Raw genomic sequence first — 21,092 nt, 5'->3', positions numbered from 1 at the left:
TGCGCCAGACCCTTGTTATCGCGGTTCTGTTTGCGGCTATTTTGCAGCTATAAGGCCCGGTGCCGGGACTTCAGAATGAAAGGGGACGTTATGGCTATCCAAGACCGCCGGGAATGGGACGACATTCTCGACTTCTGGTTTCCCGAGGGGCGCTCGCTGGGCATCGACGCGCAGGCGCATCATGCGCATTGGCGCTGGCGGATGCAGGGCGGCGCGGATGCCGCGATCGTGGCGCGGTTTTCGGATCTGACCGAACGGGCGGCGCGGGGCGATCTGGATCACTGGGCGCAGGACCCGCATGGCCGGCTGGCGCTGATTGTCGTGCTGGATCAGTTCTCCCGCTCGGTCTGGCGCGATGATCCGCGCGCCTTTGCGCAGGATCCGCATGCGCTGGCCCTGACAACGGGCGGTTTGGCGAACGGGCACTATGATGCGCTTCGCACGCCGTGGTTCCGGGTTGTCTGCGGCCTGCCACTGGGCCATTGCGAAGGGCCGGACCATTTGCAGCGCCTTGATCGGTTGATCGGCCTGCGACAGGACATTGCCGCCGCCGCGCCGCCGCCCCTGCGGGACATCTACGCATCGCTCGTCAGCCAGGCCCGCGACGTTCGCAAGGTCATTGCCGCGTTCGGCAGGCATCCGCATCGCAATGCCATACTGAACCGCACATCGACCGGCGCGGAGCAGAGGTATATCGCCGAAGGTCAGTTCCCCCATAACAAGGCGTTTCAGTAGGGGTCGCGCCGGGCGCTGGGGGTTGCGCCCGCCTCGTCGGGCTGTGTCTGCTGGCGGGCGCGCGCCAGCCCCAGATCGCCGAGGATCGCGTAGAAGGCGGGCAGAACGGCCAGCACGAAAAGGGTTGAGGTCAGCAGACCGAAGACGACCGAGATCACCAGCGGCTTCATGGATTGCGACTGCGTGCTGGTTTCCAGCAAAAGCGGCACAAGGCCGATGATGGTGGTGGAGGATGCCATCAGGATCGAGCGGAACCGCTCGCGGCTGGCCTGCCCCGCGGCGCGGGCCAGATCCATGCCCTCGCCCGCGCGCTGCTTGATCACCTCGACCAGCAGGATGGCGTTGTTGACCACGATCCCGGCCAGCGACGCGGCACCGATCAGCGACGGCATCGAGATATTATAGCCCATGACCAGATGGCCCAGAATGACGCCGATAAACGCCAGCGGGATCGACACCATCACGATCAGCGGCTCCACATAGCTGCGGAACTGGAACGACAGGATGACATAGATCCCGACCAGACCCAGCAAAAAGCCGCGCAGGATCGACGCCACGGTTTCGGCGGAATTCGCGGTTTGCCCGCCAATCTCGAAGCCGAGGCCGGGTATCTGGCCGGCCAGCCGGGGCAGGAACCCGTTTTCCAGCTCGGCAACGATCGCGTCGGCATTGCCGATGCGGGTATCGACATCGGCCTGCACGGTCACGGTGCGCCGCCCGTTCACATGGGTGATGCTGGACCAGCCGCGCGCGTCCTCCATGCGGGCCACGGTCGACAGCGGCACCGCCTTGCCATCGGGCAGCGTGACGGTGAAATCGCGCAGGTCGTCGCGCGAATCGCGGTCCTGCGGCGATTGCTTCAACTCGATCTCGTGGCTGATGTCGCCGGTCTGCACCGTGGTGATGACCCGCCCCAGAAACGCCGCGCCAAGCTGATCGGCGACACTGCGCGCTGTCAGCCCCAATGACGTCGCATGGGGGTCAAGGTGCAGGCGCAATTCGGGCTTGCCGGGGCGCAGATCATGGATCGCGTTGAACACCCCGGCATAGGATTCGGTTTCCGATTGCAGCGCGTCGGCGGCCCGCGCCAGCACCTCCAGATCCGGCGCGGACAGGCGGATTTCGATGGCGATGCCCTGCGGGCCGATGCCCGGTTCGGTCAGCAGGATGGCCAGCGCGCCGGGCACATCGCCGATTTCGCGGCGCCAGAGCGTGACGATTTCATCCAGCGTCACGGTTCTGATTTCGGCGCCCAGCAGGTCGGCGGCGATGGTGGCCACATGCGGGCCGGATTCGCCTGCGGTGGCGTTGTGGTTGAACCGCACCTGCACGGATTTGACCAATGCCGCGCCCTCCGGTTGACCCGGCGCAAAGGCGGCATCAACGCGGGTCAGCGCCGCCGTTATCCGGTCCACCACCTGCTCGGTGCGGGCCTGCGGGGTGCCTTGCGCCATCAGGATGCGCGCCTCCAGAACATCGCCGTCCATGGCCGGGATCGCCTCGCGCTTCAGATACCCGCCGCCCATCAAGCCCACGGTCACGATCAGCGTCGCAACCGTGAGGCCGGTGACCAGATAGCGCCGCCGGATGGCCAGATCGGCCATGCCGCCGATCCACCTTTCGCGGAACCGCTCGAACCGGCTGTCAAAGCCCGCGCGAAACCGCGAGGGCGGTTTGTCCGCGCCTTTCAACCCGTGGCTCAGATGATGCGGCAGAACCCAGAGCGCCTGCGCCAGACTGGCGGCCAGCGCCGCGATCAGGACCAGCGGCACCACCTCCAGCACCGCGCCCAGCTCGCCAACCAGAAAGGCAAGCGGGGCGAAGACCGCGATGGTCGTGGCAAAGGACGACAGCACCCCCGGCGTCACGGCACGCGCACCCTGAACGGCGGCCTCCACGCGCGATGCACCGCGCGCCGACGCCTGCGCGATTGAATCGGTGATGACGATGGAATCGTCCATCACGATCCCGATCGCCATCAGCAATGCAACCAGCGTCATCATGTTCAGCGACAGCCCCTGCAAGGCCATCGCCGCGAACGCCCCGAGGAAGGCCACCGGCAGCCCCATCGCCGCCCAGATCGCAAAACCGGGCCGAAAGAACAGCGCCAGCACCGCGATGACCAGTATCAGCCCCATCACGCCGTTCTCGACCAGCATCTGTAGCCGGTCGCGCACGATGCTGGTCCTGTCGTTGACGATCTCCAGACGCAGCGTGTCCGGCAATACCGCCCGCTCACCGGCAACCAGAGTTTCGATGCGATCGAACACCCGCAGCGCATCGGCGTTCAGCGCCTTGTCGACTTGCAGGAACACGGCCCGCTGGCCATCGAGGAACGCGCGTTCCTCCTCGGGCGTATAGGTTTCCGTTATGGTCGCGATCTGGCCCAGCGTCAGCTGCGCACCATCGGGGTTTGACAACACCACCAGATCGGCCAGCCCGGCCACATCGCGGCGCTCGTCGGTGAAGCGCAGGCTGATATCGCGGGTTTGCGTCTCCAGACTGCCAAGCGGGCGGTCGACGCTTTGCGCGTCGATCTGTGCGGCAAGGGCGGACACCGTCAGCCCGTGCTGCTCCATCACCGCGCGGGGCACGGTGATGCGGAACTGTCGCTTGCCAAAGCCCGACATCGTGACCCTGGCCACGCCGGGCAGCGCCGACAGGCGGTCCTGCAACTCCGCGCCGTAGCGCTCCAGCTGGGCGGGGGGCAGATCGCCCGCCACGGCCACCGAGGTGACGGGATCGGTGCGGTGCAATTCGCGCACGATGGCAGGTTCGGCCGCGTCCGGGAAATCATCGACCGCCGTGACCTCGGTGCGCAGGTCGTTGACGAAACGGGCGCTGTCACCGCTGGCGTCCATCCTGGCAACGGCGCGGGCGATATTGCCCTGCGCGGTGCAGGTCAGCTCGTCCAGCCCCTCGACACCTTCGACCGCATCCCAGACGCGGCGGCAAATCGCATCCTCCACCTCCTCGGCGGTGGCGCCGCGATATTCGACGCTGATCTCCGCCTCCACCGGCCTGAAATCGGGAAAGGTTTCGCGCTTGAGCGTGGGGATCGCCATCGCCCCGGCGGCAAGGATCAGGACCAGCAGCAGGTTGGACGCGGTGGGATGCGCGGTGAACCAGCGGATCATTCGGGGCGCTCCGCCGGGGTCACGATCATGCCGGGAATGGCAGGCACCAGATCGCCCAGAATCACCTCCTCGCCCGGCGCGATGCCGCCCGACAGCACCGCCTGGCCGTCCTGACGCCAGGCGACGGACACCTCGCGCAGCTCAAGCCGGCCATCCGCGTCGCGCAGATAGACAAGATCGCCGCCGTGAACCGCGCTGCCGGGAACCTTCACGCTGGTCGATATGACCGGACCGGTCAGAATGACCTCCGCATACATGTTCGGGACCAGCGGCAGGTGCAGCGGCGGGTTGGTGTTGGCGTATGGGTCGTCCACGACGATGACGGCGGGCGCCGAACGGGCCTGCGGATCCAGCGCGCTTTCCACCCGCACCAGCCGGCCGGTCCATGTCTGGGACGGGTCCGAGACAAGCCGCACCTCGGCCGATATCCCGTTGAAACGCGTGGGCATGTCGCCCAGTGACAGGGCGCTGCCCGCGCCGCCGCCACCCATCAGGCGCCGGAACGACATCAGCGGAATCTGCGCCGTGATCTGGGCCTGCGAGACGTCATCCGCCGTCACCAGCGGCTGCCCCGCCGTGACAAACTGGTGCTGCTCGACATGCACCGTGCCGACCCGCAGATCGACAGGCACCACAATGTCGGTTTTTCCCAGATCACGCCTTGCGCGGGCCAGAATTGCCGTGGTGCGGGCCATCTGCGCATCAAGCTTCTTGCGCCGGGTCGGGATCAGATCGAGGGCGTTCTGCAACTCGACCGTGGTGCGGCGGACCTGCAACGTGGCACGTTCCTGCCCGTCCAGACCGGACTGGGACGAAACGCCGCGTTCGACCAGATCGCGCACCCGTGCCAGTTCGGTTTCGGCCAGATCAAGGCGGTCCTGCTCCAGCGCCAGCAGCCGCTCTGTGTTGGTCGCGTCGATGTCGAGCTGCGCGGCTTCTGCGTCCAGCGCGGCCAGATCCGCCTCGGCCTGCGCGACCTGAAGCTCATAGGCGGTCGGATCGATTTTCAGAACCTTGGTGCCTTCGCGCAGCAGATTGCCGGTGTCCAGATCGGGATGGCGCCAGATGATCGCGCCGGACACTTCGGAGATCGCCTCCCAGCTGCGCGCGGCCTGAACATTGCCAAATCCGCGCACAACCGCGCGAACAGGCCCCGCTTGGGCCATGACGGTGTGCGCAACGACGCTGCGTTCGCGGCTCTCGACACGGGCAGGAGGTTCGGACGTGGAAATCAGCCAGACGGCAATGACACCACCAAGCGCGACAGGCGCAAGCAACCCCAGAACACGGCCAATCCTCACGTCATGCCCCTTCTTTTTGTCAGCTGAAACAGCGGATCTGCGGCGGCAATTCCCCCGTTTTCGATGGGGCCGAGCCGTAGAATTCACGCGGCTGTTTTCAGTTCCACAGCGGGTGTCGGGCCGCCTGTCCGCATATTGGGTCGGGCGTCGCCATATGTCCACAACCGCGCGGGCGATAATCTGGACCGCGCGGCACAACGCCGCAGCGCTGATCCCGGCAGACACGCCGCCAAACTGCGCGGCGCTGTATCGTCCCTTCCCTTTCGGAATTTTTCTGAAACATCTTGCCGGGAAAGCGCTACTTCTGAACAGCGGCGCTTTTTGCGGGGATTGCCGATTTTGCAGTATCGGACATGATCGGCTAGGCTGAGGATAGGGCGCAAGGCGCAGGAATTTTCCGGGGGAAAAATGGCCGCAGAGGACGAGACATTGACGCCATCGCACTCTGGCAGGTTTCCTGCTGCCGACAACGACAAAGATCACGCCAAAGACGATGGCATCGCCCTGCCCGCGCATGTCGCAGGGTCCGGCACCCTTGACCGGCTTGTTGACACGGCGCGGGATTATGCGCGGGCGGCGGCGTCCGAGAACACGTTGAAAGCCTACGCAAGGGACTGGGCGCATTTTTCCCGCTGGTGCCGGCTGAAAGGGACAGAGCCCCTGCCCCCCGCGCCCCAGATGATCGGGCTTTACCTTGCGGACATGGCCGCGCCTCGGACAAAGATCGCCCCGCTGTCCGCGTCAACCATAGAGCGCCGCTTGTCCGGCCTCGGGTGGAACTATGCGCAGCGGGGCTTCACCCTTGATCGCAAGGATCGGCACATCGCCACAGTGCTGGCCGGGATCAAACGCAAACATGCCCGGCCGCCCGTGCAAAAAGAGGCGATCCTGCGCGAGGACATCCTCGCCATGGTGGCCACCCTGCCCTTTGATCTGCGCGGGCTGCGCGACCGGGCGATCCTGCTGCTGGGTTATGCGGGCGGCCTGCGCCGGTCCGAGATCGTCAGCCTCGACATGCACAAGGACGACACGCCGGATTCGGGCGGCTGGATCCAGATCATGGAACAGGGCGCCCTGCTGACGCTGAATGCAAAAACCGGCTGGCGCGAGGTCGAGATCGGCCGCGGGTCCAGCGACCGGACCTGCCCGGTACATGCGCTGGAGCAATGGCTGCATTTTGCCAGGATCGACTTTGGGCCGGTGTTCACGCGCACGGCGCGCGATGGCACACGGGCGCTGGAGGCGCGGCTGTCGGACAAGCACATCGCGCGCCTGATCAAGCGATGCGTGCTGGCCGCCGGCATCCGGGCGGATCTGCCTGAAAAGGACCGCCTGACGCTGTTTTCCGGCCACAGCTTGCGCGCGGGTCTGGCCAGCAGCGCCGAGGTGGACGAGCGCCATGTTCAGAAACATCTCGGCCACGCGTCCGTCGAAATGACGCGCCGCTATCAGCGTCGCCGCGACCGGTTCCGCGTGAACCTGACCAAGGCGGCGGGGCTGTAGGCCCCTGCCCTGCCGGGTTATGCCACCGCCCGAAGTTTTTGCACCTTGATGTCATCCTCATGCAGCCGGGCCTGGGCAAGCTCGTAACCTGACTGCATGCGCAAGAGCGTATCGGCCTTGATGCCAAAGGCCTTCTCGAACCGGATCGCCATCTCGGCAGACAAGCCCGAATGCCCATTCAGCAGACTGCTCATCGCCTGCCGGGACACGCCGAAATGATCGGCCAGATCCTTTACGCTGATCGACGCAGGCTCGACAATCTCGGTCTTGAGCCAGTCACCGACATGAACCGTCAGGGACGGATGCATTTCAAGCGCCATGATAATCCTCCAGTTCCATATCCGTGAGAGCACCGTCTTCGTTCACCCGAAAGGTCAGCCGCCAGTTTCGTGTCACCGTCATCGACCAGACTCCTTTGCGGTCCCCCGTCAACGGGTGAAGGCCATAATTGGGCGGCGTGGCCAGCTCTTCCAAATCGGACGCGGCACCGATGAATGCCAGCATCTTGCGAAGCCTGCCCGTATCACCCACCAGCCCCCTGGGGTTGCCGGTCTCGAAGAACCGCCTCAGGCCCTTGTGGCCGATACTCTCAATTTTCATGGCTGATACTTATCGACTGGCAGCCTGAATGTCAAGCGTCACGTTACACACGTCACGCCGCCTGTTTCAGTCCTTTGCCAGGTGGCCCCGTCTATACGGGGCCATCTCAGGCACCGGGTCAGGCCGGCGTGCCGCCTGCGCCCACGTCCCAGAACACGCCCGCCATCACGCGCAGCGCATCGCGGCAGACCGGTTTCAGCACATGCTCGTTCGGCGCGTGTTGCGAGCAGCCGCGATAGGAATGTGGCACCCAGACGGTGGGCAGGCCCAGAATATCCGCAAAGCTGTCATTGGGCAGCGATCCGGCCAGATTGGGCAGCACATGGGGCGGCTGGCCTGCTGTCCGCTCGATTGAATCGGTCACAAACGTCACCCACGGGTGCGACGGGTCCAGCCGCGTGGCGGCAAAGATGCCCCGGTCATGCGGTTTGATGCGCACCGCCCCGAACCCGGCGGCGTCCAGATGGCGGCGCAGGGCGGGCAGGATATCGTCCGGGTCGGTGCCGACGACATAGCGCAGCTGGCAGGTCGCGCGCGCGCTGGCGGAAATGGCGTTGACCGGCGCATCGGGCACGCCGCTGGTCATTGCCAGCACGGCAAAGCTGTTCCAGCCATAGGCGCGCTCGGCCGGGGTCAGGGTTTCCTCGCCCCAATCGGCGTCCACCTCCGGCCCGTCGCCGCCGGTGATCGGCAGGCCATCGAGCGCCGCGCGCACCGCGTCCGTCAGGCTATCCGGTCGCCATTCGGGGATCTGGATCTGCCCGCGCGCATCGGTGATCGACGCCAGCGCATGCGCCAGGATCATCGCCGGATCGGCCAGAAGGCCGCCCCAGTTGCCCGAATGATGCGCGCCCTCGCGCAGCGTCAGCTCCAGATCAAACGTGACGCCGCCGCGCGAGCCCATGAAGACGGTCGGCACCTCGGGTTGCAGGCGCGGCCCGTCAGAGGCAATCAGCACATCGGCCGTCAGCCGGTCCTTGTGGGTGCGGAATACCTCCGCCAGCCCGCTCGATCCGACCTCCTCGCTCATTTCCAGAACCATGCGGATGTTGAAGCCCAGAGCGCCGCGCACCTTCAGCACCGCCTCAAGCGCGGCGATGTTGATCAGGTGCTGGCCCTTGTTGTCGGCAGTGCCGCGGCCATAGAGGCGGTCGCCCTCCTCGACCAGCTCAAACGGCGCCAGCCCCTCGCGCCACATACCCTCCTGCGCGCGGATCACGTCGCCGTGGCCGTAGGTCAGCACCGTCGGCAATGCGTCCCCCTCGCGCCGCTCGGCGATCAGAAGGGGGCCGCCGGCGGGGTCTGGGTTGGCAATGATCTCGCAGGTAAAGCCCATCCGCTCCAGCCGGGGCTGCATGGCGTCCGTCAGATAGCGGGTCAGTTCGGGGCCGGTGCCTTCCTTCTGGCTCTCGGTCGGGTAGCTGACCAGATCGGCCAGTTCGGATTGGAAGGTGCCAGTGTCGAAATAGGCAGTAACAGTGTCGATTGCGGCATCGCGGCTCATGGCTTAATCCTCTGTCGCGGCGTCGCCCCAGGGCGACATGATTTCGGTGCATCCGGTGTTGATGTTGCCCGCGCGCATCACCCCGGCAGGGCAGGCGAAGGCAAAGGGAAAGACGGTGCGCGGCGCGGTGGCGACGGTGTGACCCTCGCGCAGGCGCTCCAGCACGTCCGCCTCGTGCGCCTCATCCGCGACCACCTGAGGGCCGCCCGATACGTCAATGCGGGGATGGTGAAACGCCGCCTCGATATCCATGCCGAAATCGGTGACGAAGGAGGACATCTGCACCATCGCCGACACGATCTTGCGCCCGCCCGATGCGCCAAAGGCAAAGCGGCGCTCGCCCTGCTGCCCGATCATCGGGCAGACATTCATCAGGCAGCGTTTACCCGGCCCCAGCGAATTGGGGCGCCCCTGCACCGGGTCGAACCACATGATGCCGTTATTCATCAGGAACCCGGTGGAGGGCGACACCACCCGGCTGCCAAAGATCGACAGCAGGGTTTGCGTCTGACAGGCCATGTTGCCGTCCCGGTCCACCACCGAAAAATGCGTGGTGCATCCGGGCGCATCGGGGGATTCGCCCGTGTCGCCCATCCGCCCCAGCCGCGCGGCATAGGCGCCGTTCAGCGCCTCCGCATAGGCGGCGAACGCCTCGGGCTTGGTGGCCAAATCGCGGCTTTCCAGATCGCCCATGGCATGGGCAAAGGTCGGCCCGGCGGTCAGTCCGTCCACCAGATGAAACCGCGCGTCGCGGTATGTCATACTCAGCGGGGTCTGCATCTGCGCGCGGTAGCTGCGCAGGTCATCATGGCTCAGATACCCACCCTTGTCCTGAACATCGCGCGCCATCGCCGCGCCCAGATCGCCATCATAAAGCGCGCGGGCGCCGTCCTCGGCCAGTATCGCCAGACTGTCCGCCATGCGGCTCTGATCCAGCCGTTTTTCGGCCAGCGCGGTCCAGCCCGAGATGGTCGGCCATTGCCCGTCCTCAAGGAAAAGCGCCGCGGCATCCGCGTCCTCCGCCAGCGCGCGGGTGCTGGAGGCAATGACCAGCGCCGCGTACCAATCCACCAGCATCCCCTGCCGCGCATGGGCAATCGCGGGGGCCAGCAGATCGGCCCATGGCATGCGGCCATATTCGGCATGGACCTGCCCCAGACCGTCAACGACACCCGGCACCGCAATCGCCTTGGCGCCCTGCACGTTGACGTCGCCGGTGACATGCTCCCACGGGAACAGATCGCCGGCCACGCCGCGCCCCGATAGCGGGAAATCGTCGATGCGCAGACCCTTGGGCGAGCGCATGCCGTGGTTGACCGCGACCGCCTTTTCCGCGCCCGCGCGCCACAGCATCATGGCGCCGCCGCCGGCCGGGCCGCTCATCCACGGCTCCAGCACGCCGACGACAAAGGACGTGGCGACGGCGGCATCCACCGCATCGCCGCCCGCGCGCAGCACCTCGGCGCCGGCCTCCGCCGCAAGGCGGTGCTGCGACGCGACAACGCCGCCATTCGTCTCTATCACGGTCTTTCGGGTCTGCATCGTGCGCGACAGGGAGGATGCCATTCCAGCGCTCCTTTTGGGTTAAACGGTGAAATCCGGGCGGTACATCGGGGTATCGGGATCGTGCAGGTGGCACTTCACATGGCCCTGCCCCACGGGCACCGACCGGGGTGCGGCGGCCTTGCAGTGGTCCTGCGCAAAGGGGCAGCGCGGGTGGAAATGACAGCCCGGCGGCGGCGCGATCGGGTTGGGATAGGCCGCGCCCAGCTGCGTATCCGGCACGCCCTGCGCGGGGTCCGGCGTCAGCACCGAATTGAGCAGCGCGCGCGCATAGGGGTGGCGCGGCGCGTCGAACAGCGCGGCAACCGGCGCCTCCTCCACGATGCGGCCCAGGTACATGACGGCGACGCGCGTCGCCAGATGCTCGACCACCGCCAGATCGTGGCTGATGAAAAGGTAGGTCAGCCCGAACTCCTCGCGCAGCTCGTTCAGAAGGTTCAGGATCTGGCTTTGCACCGAGACGTCCAGCGCCGATGTCGGCTCGTCACAAATGACGATTTCGGGGCGCATGATCAGCGCGCGGGCAATGGCGACGCGCTGGCGCTGGCCGCCGGACATCTGGCTGGGATAGGTGTTCAGCACGCGCGCGGGCAGGCCGACCAGATCCAGCGTCTCGCGCACCGATTTGGCGCGGCTGGCGCTGTCGCCGATGCCATGCACCCGAAGGGGCAGCGACACGATATCGGCAATCGTCTTGCGCGGGTTCAGCGACGAATAGGGATCCTGAAAGATCGGCTGAATCCGCCGCGCCAGCGCAAGGCGGTCCTGCCCGGCAATCTCCTCGCCATCGACCAGAACCTGCCCCGATGTGGGCGCCTCAAGGCCCAGGAGGATCTTGGCCAGTGTGGATTTGCCGCAGCCGGATTCGCCCACCAGCCCCAGCACCTCGCCCCGGCCCAGCGTCAGGGACACGTCGTTGACCGCCGTCAGCGGCTTTGGCTTGCCGAAAAGGCCCTGCTTGACGCGGTAGGTCTTGGCGACGTTTTTCAATTCCAGAACGGGGGCGGTCATGCGGGCACTCCTTCGGCGGCGCGGGCGCCATCGGGATGCACGCACAGAAATTCATGGGGCGGCGCGCCGCGTTCGGGGATCGCCGCGCGGCAGGCGTCCACCGCGTGCGGGCAGCGGGTGCGAAAGGCGCAGCCCTGCACATCGCCCACCAGCGACGGCACGATGCCGGGGATGGTGCCAAGCGGCGCGCCCCGCTCGGTCTTGCCCGGTTGCGGGATGCAGCGCAGCAACCCGCGCGTATAGGGGTGCATCGGCGTGCCGAACACATCGCTGGCCGGGCCGGTTTCCACCAATTCGCCCGCGTACATCACGCCGACCTTGTCCGCGACGCGCGCCACGACGCCCAGATCGTGGGTGATCAGGATCATCGCAACGTTCATTTCCTTGGTCAGATCCACCAACAGGCGCAGGATCTGCGCCTGAATGGTCACGTCCAGCGCCGTCGTCGGCTCGTCCGCGATAATGAGTTCCGGCTCGCACATCAGGGCCATGGCGATCACCACGCGCTGGCGCAGACCCCCCGACAGCTGGTGCGGGTACTGGCTCAGGCGGCTGGCGGCGGCCGTGATGCCGACCTTTTCCAGCAATTCCACCGCGCGTTTGCGGGCCGTGTCGCGGCTGACCGAACGGTGCAGTTGAAGCGCCTCGATCAGCTGGTCGCCGATGGTATAGGCGGGGTTGAGCGACGTCATCGGCTCCTGAAAGATCATGGCGATACGGTCGCCGCGCAGGGCGCGCATCTGGCGGCGGCTGGCGGTGGTCAGCTCGGTCCCGTCGAAATCCATCCGCGCGGCGCTGCGGCGGATATTCTTGTCCAAGAGGCCCATCACCGCCAGCGAGGTCAGCGATTTGCCCGACCCGGATTCGCCGACAATGCACAGCGTTTCGCCCCGGTGCAGGTCGAAGTCAATGCCGCGCACCGCGTGCAGCATGCCGCTGGCCAGCGGGATGTCCAGCGTCAGACCGCGCACGGACAAAAGCGGTTTTTCGTTTTGATCGCTCATGGCTTCAGCTCCGGTTTTCGGGGGCGGTGACGTCGCGCAGGCCGTCGCCCATCAGGTTGATCGCCAGCACGAGGATGAAGAGGACCACGCCGGGGATCAGCACCAGCCACGGCTCGAACAGCATCATGTTCTTGCCCTCGGACACCATCAGGCCCCAGCTGGGCGTGGGCGGCTGCACCCCAAGGCCAAGGAAGGACAGCGCCGCCTCCAGCAGGATCGCGTGGGCCATTTCCAGCGTGACGATGACGATCAGGTTGTTGACGATGTTGGGCATGATTTCCGACAGGATCACGCGGGGGGTGGACGCGCCGATGGCCTGCGCGGCGGCGACATATTCGCGCCTGCGCACTTGCAAGGTCGAGGCGCGCATGACCACGGCGAAGCGGTCCCATAGCAAGAGGCCCAGCACGCCGATCACCACCTCCAGCGATCCGCCAAGGATGGCGACCACCGCCAGCGCGACCAGCACGACCGGCATGGCAAGGCGCACGTTGATGAGGAACGTCACCACCGCATCCACCTTGCCGCCGAAATACCCGGCGGCGACGCCCATCGCGGTGCCGATGATGCCCGAAATCAGCGCCGCAACCGCGCCGATCAGCAGCGACACCCGCGCGCCGTAAATCAGGCGCGACAGGTAATCGCGGCCCAGATGATCGGTGCCAAGGGGGTGTTCCCACGTGCCGCCCATGAAGACGGGCTTGACCATGCGTTTGGTCAGATCCTGCACATAGGGGTCATGGGGCGCCAGCACGGGCGCAAGGATGGCGACGATCACCAGCAGCAGAACCACGCCGAGGCCGAACAGCAGGCCGGTATGGCCGCGCACGCGCTTGCGCAGGATCTGGCGGGGGGTGGGGCCGCTGATTTCCTCCAGCAGGGGGTCGGTTGTCTGCGGTGCGGCCATATCAGGAACTCCTCATGCGGGGGTCAAGCCAGGCGTTCAGCACGTCCGCCAGAAAGGTGAAGATGATGTAGAACATCGAAAAGATCAGGATCAGCGCCTGCACCGTCGGCAGATCGTTGCGCGCGATGCTTTCCCACGCCAGATAGCCCGCGCCGTGCAGCGCAAAGACCGACTCGACCACTATCGAGCCGCCCAGCATGAAGCCCATCTGCACCGCCGCAAGGCTGACCACCGGGATGATCGCATTGCGCAGCGCGTGCTTGAACAAAACGCGCCCCTCGCCCGCGCCCTTGGCCCGTGCGGTGCGGATATAATCCGAATTCAGCACCTCCAGCATGCCCGCCCGCGTCAGGCGCATGATGGCGGGCATGGCGTAATAGCCCAGCACGATGGTCGGCATGATGAAATGCCGCCATGTCGATGCGCCCGAGGGCGGCAACCAGCCCAGCTGGATGCCAAACACCACGATCAGGATCAGGCCGAACCAGAAGCTGGGCATCGCCTGCCCGGCGACCGACAAAAACAGCGCGATGCGGTCGATGATCGAATTGGGCCGGATCGCGGCAACCACGCCCAGGGGAACGGCCGTCAGCAGCGCAAAGGTGATGCCGCAGACGCCCAGCGTCATCGTGACGGACAGGCGGTCCCCGATCAGCGACGCGACCGGCAGTTTGAAATAATAGCTTTCGCCGAAATCGCCGCGCAGCGCGTTCCACAGCCATTCGCCGTATTGCACCAGCATGGGCCGGTCAAAGCCGTAAAGGCGGCGCAGCGCGTCGATATCCTCGCCACTGGCGGTTTCCCCGGCCAGCGCCGCGGCGGGATCGCCAGACAGGAACAGCAGCGAAAAACTGATAAAGCTGACCGTGAAGGCCACCAGCAGGGCAAGGCCCAGCCGCTTGAGTATGAATGGCAGCATCTTGGGCTGTCCCCCCTACGGGTCTGGCGAATGTCGGGAAATGGCGCGGCGCACCCCATCGGGGCCGCCGGGCCGGGGATCAATGGATCAGTTCCAGCTCATGTTGGTAAAGCGCAGCACCTCGTCCGCCGTCGGGGTATAGTCCACCTCCTTGGTCATGACGTAGTTGGTGTTGTAGCTGAACATCGGCGCCCAGTATGCCTGATCGGCGATGCGCTGAAGCGCCTTGCGATAATTTTCGATCCGCGTGTCGGGATCGGTCGAACTGTCGGCGATGTCCAGGAATTCCTTGGTCTGGTCGTCCTGCGCGTCGTCCAGGCTGCCATGCTTGAAGAACTGGCTGACCATGGCGGAGGCGTCATTCACCGAAAAGCTGCCCCATGTCAGGAAGGCCAGCGGCACTTCGCCCTTCATGTTCAGCTCCCGCAGGGCCGAATATTGCAGCAGTTTGAAATCGGTCTGGATGCCGACCGCGTTCAGGTAGCTGCTGACCGCCTCGGCATATTCGCGGTCGCGGTAGGCGTAAAGCTCGGTCGAGAAGCCGTCGGGATAGCCTGCCTCGGCCAGCAGGGCCTTGGCCTTTTCGGGGTCGTATTCATAGCTGGTCACATCCTGCGCGCAGCCGAACTGGCTGGGGAAGCACGCGGTCGACACGACCTGGGATTTGCCCTTGAGCAGGTTATCGACCAGCGCCTGACGGTCAATCGCGTGGTTGACGGCGCGGCGCACCTTGACGTCGGTAAAGGGGTTCGGGTCCATGCCCGACCGGCCCGCCGCATCCATCGACAGATAGCCGACGCGCATGGTGGATTCGTTCAGCACGGTGAACCGGTCGCCCATCGCCGCCATTTTCTCGGCCTGATCGGAGGGCACCTGCCAGATCATGTCCAGCGTGCCGGAAAACAGCTCGGCCAGCTGGGTGTTGACGTCGGGGATGGTGCGGATGTCGATATTCTGGATCGTCGGCTGGCCCTTGGGGCTGTCATGGTAGCCTTCGTATTTCTCCAATACGAAATGCTGGCCGGGGACCACCTCGACCACCTTGTAGGGGCCGGTTCCGACGGGTTTCAGGCCCATGCCGGATGGGCCGACCTCGGCGTAATAGTCGGCCGGGTAGATCGACACCGGGCCGGACAGGAATTCGATCGCCGCCGGGAACACGTCCTTGGTGGTGATGCGGACGGTGAAATCGTCGATCTTCTCGGCCTTCTCCATCCAGTTGACGTTGCGCTGCGTCTTGACGCCGTTTTCTTCCTTGGCGACGAAATTGACGGTGGCAACCACGTCATCGGCGGTGAAATCGGCGCCGTTGTGGAATTTAACGCCCTCGCGCAGCTTCAATTCCAGCGTCTTGTCGTCGATCCATTCCCACTCGGTGGCAAGGTTGCCGGTGTATTCGTTGGTGATCGGGTCGCGGTAGATCAGGCCATCCCAGACCGCGCGCTGCATCACCACCCCCTCGCGGGAGGAGTTGAAGAAGCTGTCGACATTCTCCAGCTCCTTGGTGAAGGCAACGCTGAGCGTGTCATTGGCCTTGTCCGCCAGCGCGGCGCCGGTGGCGGCGACCGACATGGCCAGCGCCATCGCGGTTGATTTCAGAAATACGGCTTTCATCTGGTATCCTCCCTGCCGCAGTCGCGCTGCGGGCTTTTGCTGTTTTCCTGTTTACGACAGCGGGTATATCATAATATGATACGCTACATCGTCATATGATTATTAGAACCCTCACGCACCGCCAAAATCAACCCCAAACCCGAAGTTTTTAGCATTCCTTTTCAAAACGCAGGCGCCGATGACCAAAGCAAAGCAAAACACCCTGTTCGTCGGCGCGCTGGCCAAGGGGCTGCGCGTGCTGCGCGCCTTTGACGAATCGCACACCGAATTGTCGCTGGGCGCGCTGGCCGATATCACCGGGCTGGACAAAAGCGCGGTGCAACGGCTGGCCAACACCCTGCATATCGAGGGGATGCTGGACAAGGATCCGGTCACGCGCCGCTACCGCCCCTCGCATGCGTGGCTGCGCATGGCCTATGCCTATTACTGGTCCGATCCGCTGGTCGCGCGGGCAATGCCGAAACTGATCGATCTGTCGCAGCGTCTGGGCGAGACGGTCAATCTGGCGCAGCTATCGGGGCAGGACATTCTATATGCGGTGCGCCTGCCCTGCACGCGCACGGTGTTCGGCGCGTCGGTGCCGGGGCGCACGGTGCCGGCGCTGCATACCTCGGGCGGGCAGGCGATACTGGCCACGTTTCCCGCACCCGAACGGGCGGCGGCGATTGCGGACTGGCATGTGCAGGCCTACACGCCCCGCACCCTCACCGACCGCGCCGCGATTGCCGGGCAGATCGATCTGGCCGCCAGCCGGGGCTATGCGGTGACGCAGGACCAGATCATCCTCAGCGAGGTGGGCATTGCCTGCGCCATTCGCGGCCCGGACGGGCGCGCGGCGGCGGCGGTGCATTGCTCGGTTTCGGGCCATCACTGGGACGCGGCGCGCATCCGCGCCGATATTCTGCCGTGGTTGCAGGACACCGCCAATTCCATTTCGCCCTAGCCGCCGTCGGCAGTGAACCCCGCCTTTTCAATCGCGGCAATCGCGCAGGCCTCGTCATTGGCCGAGCTGTCGCCGGTGATGCCGACCGCGCCCAGAATGGCGCCGCCTTGCCGGATCAAAACGCCGCCCGCGACCGGCACAAGTGACCCCTGCGCCAGCCCGTTCATCGCCTGAATGAAAAACGGCTCGGTCTGCGCGCGCTCATACAGCGCCCGCGATCCCAGCCCCATCGCCACGGCGCCGCGCGCCTTGCCCTGCGCGATGTCGGGGCGCAGGTTGCTGGTGCCGTCCTCGCGCGCCAGCGCGATCAGGTAGCCGCCGCTGTCCAGAACCGCCACCGTCAGCGGCTTCAGCCCGTTTTCGCGGCGCCATGTCAGGCAGTCCGCGATGATGGCCTGCGCCGTATTCAGATCAAGTGTCATGTCGCCCCCTCCTCTGCCGCGATCACCGCGCCTTCGGCAATCAGTGCCGCGATCTGCGCCGCATCGCAACCCAGGTCGGCCAGAACCTGGCGCGTGTGCTGGCCCAGCAGCGGCGCCGGGCGATGGATGCTGGCGGGGGTGCGGCTGTATTTCACCGGGTGGCCGATGGTCTGCACCCGCCCCGCATTGGGGTGATCCACGGCGACGATCATATCGCGCGCGGCGACCTGCGGATCGGCGTGCATTTGCAGGATGTCGTTGACCGGCCCGGCGGGCAGATTGGCGCGGTCCATCCGCTCCAGCCAGACGGCGGTGGTTTCCTGCGCAAGGTAGCCGTTCAGAATTTCCACCAGCGCGGGCAGGTTGCGGATGCGGGCGGCGTTGGAGGAAAACCGCGCATCCTCGTCCAGCTCGGGCGCGCCGATCACGTCCAGAAACCGCAGCCAGTTGGCCTGATTGGCCGCGCCCACATTGATCCAGCCATCGCTGGTCTGGAACGACTGATAGGGCGCGTTCAGCGGGTGCGCCGACCCCAGCGGCGCGGGCTTGTCCCCCGTGGCAAAGGCGATGGCTGATTGCCAATAGGTCTGCACGATCGCCGCCTCGAATAGCGACGTATCCACCTTCTGCCCCTGCCCCGTCCGCTGCGCATTGGCATAGGCCGCGCTGATCCCCATCGCCGCCAGAATGCCGGCATTGATGTCGGAAATCGGCGCCGCCACCTTGACCGGCGGGCGGTTCGGCCCCTCGCCGGTGATCGACATCAGGCCGGACATGCCTTGGGCGATCAGATCGAACCCGCCCCGGTCGGCATAAGGCCCCGTGCGGCCAAAGCCGGAAATTTCGCAGTAAATCAGGCGCGGATTGACCTCTGCCAGATCCTCGTAGGACAGGCCCAGTTTCGCCATCGTGCCCTTGCGGTAGTTTTCGATCACCACATCGGCATCGGCCAGCAGCCGTTTCAGAATGTCCAGCGCGGCGGGGTCTTTCAGGTTCAGCGCGATGCCGCGCTTGTTGCGGTTCATCATCATATAGGCCGCCGCCTCGCCCTCGATCTCGGGGGGAACGAACCGGCGGGTATCGTCGCCGCCGGGTTTTTCGACCTTGATGACATCGGCCCCCATATCGGCCAGCATCAGACCGCAGACCGGCCCGGCCATGATATGGGCCAGCTCGATCACGCGCATTCCGGCCAGCGGCCCGGTTGATTTGGTCATGTGCCGCTCCATTCGGGGGTGCGCTTGGCCAGAAATGCCTCCATTCCGGCGCGGAAATCGCGGCTCATGTAGCAGGAGGTGATCAGGTCGGCATCATCCACCGCGACGGCGGCGCGGGTGCGGCGCATCGCCTCCTTGGTGGCGCGCAAGGTCAGCGGGGCCATGGCGCCGACATGACCCGCCAGCGCAGATGCGCGGGCCATCAGCGCATCCTCGTCCGGCAGGGTTTCGGTAATCAGGCCAATGTTCTGCGCCTCCTCCGCGCCGATCAGGCGGGCGGTAAAGATCATCTCGCGCACGCGCCCGGCGCCCATCAGGTCCGACAGCCGCGCCAGATTATCCGCCGCCAGACAGTTGCCCAGCGTGCGCGCGATGGGAAAGCCGAATTTCAGGCTGGCCGAGGCGATGCGCAGATCGCAGGCCGCCGCAATCGCCGCGCCGCCCCCGGTGCAGGCGCCGTTGATCGCGGCAATCGTCGGCACCGGGCACCGCTCGACCGCGTCCAGCACGGCGGCGATGCGCGCCTCGTAATCCAGCGCATCCTGCGCCGTCTCAAAGCTGCGGAATTGGGTCATGTCGGTGCCGGCGGCAAACGCCTTGCCCCCCGCGCCGCTGATCACGACCGCGCGGATGGAGCCATCGCTGGGCATATCGGCGCAGAGCGCCGCCAGCCGCAGATACATCTCAAAGGTCAGCGCATTGCGCGATGCGGGCCGGTTGAAGGTGGCGTACAGAACGCCGCCGCGCACCTCTTCGCTCAGGTCAGGGGTTTGGGTCATCTATAGAAATACTCCACCAGAAACATCGGGACGGCAGGCACGTAGGTGCAGATCATCAGCACCGCCAGCAGCACGCCGACGAACCAGATATTGACCTTGGACACCTCCCAGATATTGGCGCGCGCCACCGAACAGGCGGTGATCAGCACCGAGGCGACGGGCGGCGTCTGTTGCCCGATCGCCAGATTCAGCGTCACGACCAGACCGAAATGCACCGGGTCGATCCCGGCGGCGGTGATCAGCGGGATCACGATGGGAATGACCAGAATGATCGCCGCCGCCGAATGCAGAAAAAATCCGATGATCAGGAAGAAGAAGTTCAGGATCAGCAGGATCGCCCATTGCTGCGTGGTGATCGACAGGATGCCTTGGGCCAGTTCCTGCGGGATCTGCGCGCGGGTCAGAAACCCGCCCATCAGCACCGATGCCGCCACCAGCAGCATGACAACGGCGGTCTGCATGCCGCCGTCCAGCATCGCCCGGCGCAGGTGGCGAATGTCCAGATTGCCATACCACGCCGACACCGCCAGCGACGCGATCACGGCCAATCCCGCCGCCTCGGTCGCGGTGACATAGCCGCCGAAAATGCCGCCCAGAATGATCACCGGCAGCGTGAAGGCGGGCAGCGCATCAATGAAGGTCGCGCGCAAACGGCAAAGGTTGAACGCCGCCTCGGTCGGAAAGTTGTAGCGCTTGGCAAAGAGGTAGGCCACGCCCATCAGCCCCGCCGCCCCCAGCAGCCCCGGAACAAGGCCGGCAACGAATAGCTGCTCGACAGAGGTGTTGGCCGATGCCGCATAAAGGATCATCGGGATCGACGGCGGGATGATGATCGCCAGTGACGCCGACGACGATGTGACAGCCGCCGAGAATTCCTTGGTATAGCCGCGTTTTTTCATCTGCGGGATCAGGATGGACCCCATCGCCGCCACATCCGCCACCGCCGAGCCGGAGATTTCGGCGAAAAACAGCGACACGCCGATATTCACCATGGCAAGGCCACCCCGGATGAACCCGACAATCGCCGACACGAAATTGATCAGCCGGTCGGTGATCCCGCCCGCGTTCATTATGGCCCCGGCCAGCACGAACATGGGGATGGCGATCAGCGAAAACTTGGTCGATCCGTCATACATGTCCAGCGCGATGGTCACGAGGCTGCCGGTGCCTTCGGTCGCCAAAAGGCCCAGCACCCCGCACATGGCCAGCGCCACGGCGATGGGGATGTTGATGCAGATCATGACCAGCATCGCGATGAAAATGGCGCCTATCAGCATCAGCTGCGATCCTTGTTCTTGTCGAGCTCGGCCTCGACCTCTTCTTCGATTTCGGCGTGTTCCAGTGATATTCCGGACGCTGTCAGCCGCAGATAACCCGGCAGGCTCAGCAACTGGCCAAGGATAAAGAGCGCCGCGCCGATGGGGATGACCGATTGCGTGAACTGCACCGGCACCCATGTCAGCGATACCAGCGTGTCACCCTCCAGCACCTCCAGCACCTGAAGGCCCGCGCGCGCCATCAGCACAAAGAATGTCAGCACGATCACCTCGCCCAGCAGCAGCGCGGCGATGCGCAAGCCCCGCGGCATGGCCAGCAGCACGGTGTCAAACCCGATATGGCGCCGGTGCAGCGCGGCCAGCGCGCTGCCGTAATAGGTGATCCACGCCAGCATGATCGCCGCCACCTCGTCATACCAGGAGAAGCTGTTGCCCATCAGCCGCGCGATCACCGCCAGACTGACCATGACCGTCAGCAGCACCATCAGGCCGATGGTGATCCATTCCAGGATCTGGCTGACCCGCCGGTTGATGCGCGACAGCGCAGGGTATGAGGGATGTTGCATTAAGAGCCTGCTCTACATCACCCGCCGCCGCGCCGGAGCGGGCGGGCAGCGCGGTGCGCATGTTGCGTTTTCGGGAAAAACGCCGGGCCG

At 65.4% G+C, this 21,092-nt stretch carries 19 protein-coding genes; 3 read left to right on the top strand and 16 right to left on the bottom strand.

What is annotated here, in order from left to right:
- The first annotated feature begins 90 nt into the window (after positions 1-90).
- Positions 91-735, top strand: coding sequence for a DUF924 family protein (locus DQ230_RS12460; protein ID WP_113912953.1), 645 nt, complete (start codon positions 91-93; stop codon positions 733-735).
- On the opposite strand, the gene DQ230_RS12455 is transcribed toward DQ230_RS12460, so the two are convergent.
- Positions 729-3,872, bottom strand: a complete 3,144-nt coding sequence (locus tag DQ230_RS12455; protein WP_113912952.1) for an efflux RND transporter permease subunit — start codon at positions 3,870-3,872, stop codon at positions 729-731. The two genes, DQ230_RS12460 and DQ230_RS12455, sit on opposite strands and share 7 nt — an antisense overlap.
- Entirely contained in the window at positions 3,869-5,173 is a 1,305-nt protein-coding gene (locus tag DQ230_RS12450; protein WP_113912951.1) for an efflux RND transporter periplasmic adaptor subunit, read from the bottom strand. Before DQ230_RS12450 ends, DQ230_RS12455 begins: the two co-directional genes overlap by 4 nt.
- A gap of 408 nt (positions 5,174-5,581) precedes the next feature.
- Between DQ230_RS12450 and DQ230_RS12445 the strand changes: the two genes are divergently transcribed.
- Positions 5,582-6,676: a tyrosine-type recombinase/integrase gene (locus DQ230_RS12445; RefSeq protein ID WP_113912950.1), complete on the top strand. Its 1,095-nt coding sequence runs from the start codon at positions 5,582-5,584 to the stop codon at positions 6,674-6,676.
- Between the two features lie 17 nt (positions 6,677-6,693).
- Here DQ230_RS12445 and DQ230_RS12440 read toward each other — a convergent pair whose 3' ends face one another.
- From DQ230_RS12440 to DQ230_RS12400, 9 genes are all read right to left on the bottom strand, one after another.
- Positions 6,694-6,996: a HigA family addiction module antitoxin gene (locus DQ230_RS12440; protein ID WP_203228066.1), complete on the bottom strand. Its 303-nt coding sequence runs from the start codon at positions 6,994-6,996 to the stop codon at positions 6,694-6,696.
- Positions 6,986-7,276, bottom strand: coding sequence for a type II toxin-antitoxin system RelE/ParE family toxin (locus tag DQ230_RS12435; protein WP_113912949.1), 291 nt, complete (start codon positions 7,274-7,276; stop codon positions 6,986-6,988). The genes DQ230_RS12440 and DQ230_RS12435 overlap by 11 nt, the downstream gene beginning before the upstream one ends.
- A 118-nt stretch (positions 7,277-7,394) precedes the next feature.
- Positions 7,395-8,780: a M20 family metallopeptidase gene (locus DQ230_RS12430; protein WP_113912948.1), complete on the bottom strand. Its 1,386-nt coding sequence runs from the start codon at positions 8,778-8,780 to the stop codon at positions 7,395-7,397.
- A gap of 3 nt (positions 8,781-8,783) precedes the next feature.
- The gene (locus DQ230_RS12425; RefSeq protein WP_113912947.1) at positions 8,784-10,346 is read right to left on the bottom strand and encodes a gamma-glutamyltransferase; all 1,563 of its coding nucleotides are present in this window, start codon (positions 10,344-10,346) and stop codon (positions 8,784-8,786) included.
- An 18-nt stretch (positions 10,347-10,364) separates the two neighbouring features.
- Positions 10,365-11,354: an ABC transporter ATP-binding protein gene (locus tag DQ230_RS12420; RefSeq protein ID WP_113912946.1), complete on the bottom strand. Its 990-nt coding sequence runs from the start codon at positions 11,352-11,354 to the stop codon at positions 10,365-10,367.
- Positions 11,351-12,358 carry an ABC transporter ATP-binding protein gene (locus DQ230_RS12415; RefSeq protein ID WP_113912945.1) on the bottom strand — a complete coding sequence of 336 codons (1,008 nt, stop codon included), beginning with the start codon at positions 12,356-12,358 and terminating at the stop codon, positions 11,351-11,353. Before DQ230_RS12415 ends, DQ230_RS12420 begins: the two co-directional genes overlap by 4 nt.
- Before the next feature lie 4 nt (positions 12,359-12,362).
- Positions 12,363-13,265: an ABC transporter permease gene (locus DQ230_RS12410; protein ID WP_113912944.1), complete on the bottom strand. Its 903-nt coding sequence runs from the start codon at positions 13,263-13,265 to the stop codon at positions 12,363-12,365.
- 1 nt (position 13,266) lies between these two features.
- Positions 13,267-14,184 (bottom strand): ABC transporter permease, encoded by a 918-nt coding sequence (locus DQ230_RS12405; protein WP_113912943.1) that lies wholly within the window; start codon positions 14,182-14,184, stop codon positions 13,267-13,269.
- 87 nt (positions 14,185-14,271) lie between these two features.
- Positions 14,272-15,768, bottom strand: coding sequence for an ABC transporter substrate-binding protein (locus tag DQ230_RS12400; protein WP_238987518.1), 1,497 nt, complete (start codon positions 15,766-15,768; stop codon positions 14,272-14,274).
- A gap of 208 nt (positions 15,769-15,976) precedes the next feature.
- On the opposite strand from DQ230_RS12400, the gene DQ230_RS12395 reads away from it, so the two are divergent.
- Complete coding sequence (locus tag DQ230_RS12395; protein WP_113912941.1) at positions 15,977-16,741, top strand: IclR family transcriptional regulator; 765 nt, start codon at positions 15,977-15,979, stop codon at positions 16,739-16,741.
- Here DQ230_RS12395 and DQ230_RS12390 read toward each other — a convergent pair.
- From DQ230_RS12390 to DQ230_RS12370, 5 genes are read right to left on the bottom strand one after another with little or no spacing between them, the layout of a single operon-like run.
- A complete protein-coding gene (locus DQ230_RS12390; RefSeq protein WP_113912940.1) occupies positions 16,738-17,163 on the bottom strand; it encodes a GlcG/HbpS family heme-binding protein in 426 nt (141 codons plus the stop codon). The genes DQ230_RS12395 and DQ230_RS12390 overlap by 4 nt on opposite strands.
- Positions 17,160-18,380 carry a CaiB/BaiF CoA transferase family protein gene (locus DQ230_RS12385; RefSeq protein WP_113912939.1) on the bottom strand — a complete coding sequence of 407 codons (1,221 nt, stop codon included), beginning with the start codon at positions 18,378-18,380 and terminating at the stop codon, positions 17,160-17,162. The genes DQ230_RS12390 and DQ230_RS12385 overlap by 4 nt, the downstream gene beginning before the upstream one ends.
- Positions 18,377-19,159 carry an enoyl-CoA hydratase gene (locus DQ230_RS12380; RefSeq protein WP_113912938.1) on the bottom strand — a complete coding sequence of 261 codons (783 nt, stop codon included), beginning with the start codon at positions 19,157-19,159 and terminating at the stop codon, positions 18,377-18,379. Before DQ230_RS12380 ends, DQ230_RS12385 begins: the two co-directional genes overlap by 4 nt.
- On the bottom strand, positions 19,156-20,436 hold the full coding sequence (locus DQ230_RS12375) for a TRAP transporter large permease (RefSeq protein WP_113912937.1): 1,281 nt from the start codon (positions 20,434-20,436) through the stop codon (positions 19,156-19,158). The genes DQ230_RS12380 and DQ230_RS12375 overlap by 4 nt, the downstream gene beginning before the upstream one ends.
- Positions 20,436-21,002 (bottom strand): TRAP transporter small permease, encoded by a 567-nt coding sequence (locus tag DQ230_RS12370; protein ID WP_113912936.1) that lies wholly within the window; start codon positions 21,000-21,002, stop codon positions 20,436-20,438. The genes DQ230_RS12375 and DQ230_RS12370 overlap by 1 nt, the downstream gene beginning before the upstream one ends.
- Positions 21,003-21,092 lie beyond the last annotated feature (90 nt).

The sequence above is a fragment of the Roseovarius dicentrarchi genome (assembly GCF_003316635.1).
GTDB lineage: Bacteria > Pseudomonadota > Alphaproteobacteria > Rhodobacterales > Rhodobacteraceae > Roseovarius > Roseovarius dicentrarchi.
This window is presented reverse-complemented; position numbering and strand designations above follow the sequence as displayed.